The organism is Streptococcus sp. 2741, from assembly GCF_013276315.1.
GTDB lineage: Bacteria > Bacillota > Bacilli > Lactobacillales > Streptococcaceae > Streptococcus > Streptococcus pseudopneumoniae.
Window position 1 is genome coordinate 1 of sequence record NZ_VMKU01000140.1, and the last position, 4,792, is coordinate 4,792.

Consider the following 4,792-nt stretch of genomic DNA (forward strand, 5'->3'; position numbering starts at 1 on the left):
ATCTACAACCTCAAAACCGTGTTTTGAGCAGCCTGCGGCTAGTTTGCTCTTTGATTTTCACTGAGTATTCCTTCATTTTCTCCTGCAATTGAATTCTTGCTCGGCTTTTTGTTTTCTATTTCTTTAAAATCAAAGTAGCTCTTTTATAATAACTCGATCAACAAACATCGTGGTACAAGTATCTACTTTGAAATTTATCAACCACTTAACAACTGATACTGTATTCTAGGAAAACGATGATATTCTTCCTAATAAAACTTCTCATATATAGCATAAATTTCTACTCTTTTTAATTTTAAATGAGTCTCAGTATGGCAATCACTTTAGAATTTAAGCCACTTCTCCAGCTCGATCATTGATGAGCTCAATGGTTTGAACAATATTACGAAGTACTGGTAGTTGGTGTTGGAAGAGTAGTTGAACAGATCCATGAGATTTAAATGGCTCTTGCGTTAACACTTTCATCTCTAAGCAACCATTTTCTACAATGTAGTCTACAATCAATTTTACAAATGAAATCTGCCTGGCATTGAGATTCTCATCCGACAAAAATTTAGAAAAAATGCGATTGGCAGACTCTCTATCTAAGCCAATAATCTCACGCACCAATCTCGGAATTGCCTTATTTTCATAATGATGTTGGTAGTCTGCTTTGCTACCTAATTTTTCCCAGAGCAATTTTTCAAGTGCAAGCATATCATCAGATGTCAACTTTTTATTATGGTATAGCTTAGAAATGGACTCTTCATCCAGATGAGTTTTCAAATAATGCTCAACTTTTTCATTATAAGATCGAAGATCGTTGACCTGCAAAAATGCTGTGGTCTCGTGAACAGTGGAGAGTATACGATCTTCAAAGTTAACATAGTAGGGTTTACGGTCTGTTTTATCCAAAAACTGTAATAAATCTCGAATAGCAAGACGAATTTTTTCCAAATCAGACAAGCTAACTTCTTTCCAAAATTCAGGCTCCTGTACTTTCCTGATAATTTCAACCTGCTCAAAAACCTGCGGGATATTGCCAATAGCAGAAAGAGCTCTAGCCGTCTTCATCACTTGGGAAATATGAACAGTGGAAGATTTAGCTGTCAGTTGCCCCAACTGAATATGAAGTAAGCACAAATCAAATCTCCTCGCCATCTCATCTTCTTTATCTTCATCAAATAAAAGCGGAGAGAGATTTTTTTGAATAGTTTCACTTGTAACAGCAGTTAGATTCTGCCAACTTTCCAATTTCCTATAGCTATAAACTGTATCTAAAACCATACGAACCCTGAAGTCTAACTCATTTAAGCTCTCTATACGACCTTGAAGTTCTGAAACAAGCTCCTGACGGTATGCTCTCGCAAACTGATCTTCTTGGTATTGGAGTCCCTGAAGTTCTCGAATCAAGTCCACTTTGATATTAAATAAACGCTGAGTCAACGAAACAATGTGACGACCCTCTCCATCTCTTGGATCTGCACGAAAATAATCAAAATTGTCCCCATAATCAAATACCAAAAAGTTTTCCTTATCCTGCTCAGGTCCAAATAAATCTTTACATAGACGGGTTCCTCGACCAATCATCTGCCAAAACTTAGTTTTAGAGCGTACTTTCTTGAAGAAGACTAAATTCACAACCTCTGGTACATCAATACCTGTATCTAACATATCGACAGAAATCGCAATTTGAGGATACTTCTCCTTAATTTTAAAATCATCAATCAAGGTCTGATAATGCTTAATACTATAATCAATTACCTGAGCATAGTCGCTCCCTTTTTCAGGATAGCGGTTGTTAAAAATACCTCTGATATATTCCGCATGATCATGATTTTTAGCAAAAATAATAGTTTTACCAATTTCATCACCCGAGGCTGTCTGAATTCCTCTTGTCATGAGTTCATTTAAAACAATTTCTACTGTACTTTTATTGAAAATAAAGGAATTAAATACACTCCCATCAATATCTTTTTCACAGCTATCGTCTTCAAATTTGCTATCAAAATGTTCCTTTTCTTCTTCAGACAAATCATCATAATGTAGACCATCCGTAGGTAGTTTCAGTTTGGTTTCGATAGAATGATAGGCTACTAAATATCCGTCTTTAACAGCCTCTTCCAAATCATATGCATATGTTGGAACCCCATTCTCCAAATTAAAGAATCCATAGGTGTTTTTATCTAAATCTTGACGAGGAGTAGCTGTTAAGCCTACAATCCTTGCATCAAAATAATCAAAAATGGACTTGTATTTCTGATAAATAGAACGGTGAGATTCGTCAATTATGATAAGGTCAAAATGCCCAACAGTGAAAGGACGTTGATTTACTTCTTCTTGACCACTAATCGCTCCAATCATGGTCGGATAAGTTGAAAAGACCATGCGACTTGATTGAGCTCCTTCTTTATCTTCTAAGAAGTTACAAACGGAAAGATCTGGGAGTAATTTTCTAAACGAATCATAGGCTTGCTTAACCAAGGAAGTTCTATCGGCTAAGAAGAGAACGTTTTTTACCCAGTTATGACGTGATAAGATATCAACTAGAGAAACTGCTGTACGAGTTTTCCCAGCCCCAGTTGCCATAACCAAAAGTGCCTGTCTACGATGATTAGAGAAAGCTTCACAAACGCTTGCAATCGCATGTTTTTGGTAGTGACGCCCGGAAATATCGTCCCTAATTTTACTAGAAATATCCTCAAGTGGTTTTTGAAGATGACGTCTATCCATCACTAATTGCAATTCTTCTTGAGAGTAAAATCCTGCAATCTGGCGGCGGTTCGGACCATCAAGTATATAGTGCTTCAACCCATTTGTAATAAAGCAAATTGGCTGATAGCCGATATGTTTCTCCAAAGCTTCAGCATATTCTTTGACCTGTACTTCCCCTACTTCTGGATTGACAGAGGCTTTTTTAGCCTCCACAATCGCTAAAATTTTCCCATTTTTACCATAAAGTACATAGTCACAGTAACCAATTCCTGAACCGTGCTTGAGACCATCAACAGCTATCTCAACACGACAGTTTTCTTCAAATATCCATCCTGCTAGACGGAGATCGATATCAATAAAGAGTTTTCTTGTCTCTGCCTCAGATAATTGATCAATATGGAAAGGCACATCTTGCCGTTGCGCTGCAGTCTCACGTTTTTCAGTATAAGTCTCTTGAACTTCTACGGACTGAGCAGCCATCTGTTCATGAAAATCAGGCAGTTCTGGTAAACTGTCTTGTAACTTTATCATAGATTGTGGAGTTTCTCGGTATTTGATGTTTGCTGAAAGTGGTAAGCACTTCTCATCAAAATAACGCTCCACAAACTCATTGCTGTAACAATAATCGATAAAATTAACAAACTGATACAAATGATGCAAAGCTAAAATCGCTTCTCGTTCCTTAATTTCACCACCATGAGCAGCATGGTTTCCCCACCGAATCAACAGAACTATCTGCTTGTGGAGTTCAGAATCTACGATATCCCTAAAATCATCATCCCATACTAAAGAAGATAGAGTAGCACGATAGGGAGCTTCTAAATATGAATCGTGACTATATATCCAATGGACAGCCTGCTCTAAAGCACGACGCGCCATAAAGGCAGTAGCCACAGTTGATGTAGCAATCATATTTTCAGCTTCAATGCAAGGCTTTGAAAAAGATTCATATTCGTCATTTTTTAAAAGAAAGCTAAAATTTCCCATTTTTTTCTCACTTTAAACAAATAGTTTAGCTATATTATACTAAATTTCAAGCTATTTCTCCACACTTTTATAGCTATCTCACAAGCAAATTGTGATTTGTCGACCTNNACTCATTTTGGAGGGCTAGAGGGGGGAAAATCAGTTCAAAATTTTTAATCAGTTGACCGTTTAAATTAGGTTGATTTCCTCCTCGTCCAAGTTCTCGTAATTCGCTATACCTTAGCATTAATTGATGCCAAATAAAAACTGGATTGTCTATTTTATTTGGAAATATAGCCCCACACGCTTGGTTGCTAGTAGATTCAACTTTGAGGATTGCACTTCTTCCTCTTGTTTGTCCTTGACCATACATAGCAATTAATATTGTATCAACTGGAAAAAGTTTAAGAGATGTATTTTCTAAAGCAAATTTTGTGATTTTTTCCTCAGTTTCCGTAATTTCTCTATTTATTACCTCAGTTGTTTTTACCCAATTAATCGTTCCGCTATCCCAATATAATTTATTATCTCTTGATGGTGTACTTCCACTAGAAACTTCAAATTTTTCACCTATTTTATATTTGGGGAATAATGTAGTATAAAAATCCCCAAACATCTCGTTAAATCGGGATTTGACAAGGTTTGATAATTCCGTGTATTGCTGACTTCTTTTTGAAATTAGATAATCTATTTTCTCAAAATTCTGAATAATATTTTCTTGTTCAGAAACACTCATCATTGGAACTAGAGCATTTGATAAATTATTAAATTTAATATACTTTATTACTCCTCCAATTGACTGGTAGCGCAAAATCTCTATATACTTATCAAGAAAGTAGTATAGATATTTCATTTTTACATTAGAATTATTACTCAAAATATAAGTTCTTTGATAAGCATTAAATTTTCCTTTATAATACTTAACATTTAAATCCCCGTTTCCTGCAACTAAAACGACTTCGTCGTCATAAACATAATCGTTAATCCACAAAATTTCTTTTGCTGTTGTGAAAAATGGATACTTACCTCCGACAACTGCAGCATTGGCATCCAATTTACCAGTTTGAATAGAAACTAATTCCCCTAATTTCACTTTCTTCATGCAACCACCTCCTCGGAATATCGGGATTTG

At 35.8% G+C, this 4,792-nt stretch carries 1 protein-coding gene and 1 pseudogene; both read right to left on the reverse strand.

Going from position 1 to position 4,792, the window contains the following annotated elements; translation table 11 throughout:
• Positions 1–330 precede the first annotated feature (330 nt).
• On the reverse strand, positions 331–3,681 hold the full coding sequence (locus HT671_RS10660) for a DEAD/DEAH box helicase family protein (RefSeq protein ID WP_138699199.1): 3,351 nt from the start codon (positions 3,679–3,681) through the stop codon (positions 331–333).
• Between the two features lie 29 nt (positions 3,682–3,710).
• Positions 3,711–4,762 (reverse strand): annotated as a pseudogene (locus HT671_RS12115) (restriction endonuclease subunit S).
• Between the last annotated feature and the right edge of the window lie 30 nt (positions 4,763–4,792).

Bases quoted from the DNA above. Each gene is read 5' to 3' on its own strand.
- HT671_RS10660 (WP_138699199.1), bottom strand. From the start codon at position 3,681: ATGGGAAATTTTAGCTTTCTTTTAAAAAATGACGAATATGAATCTTTT.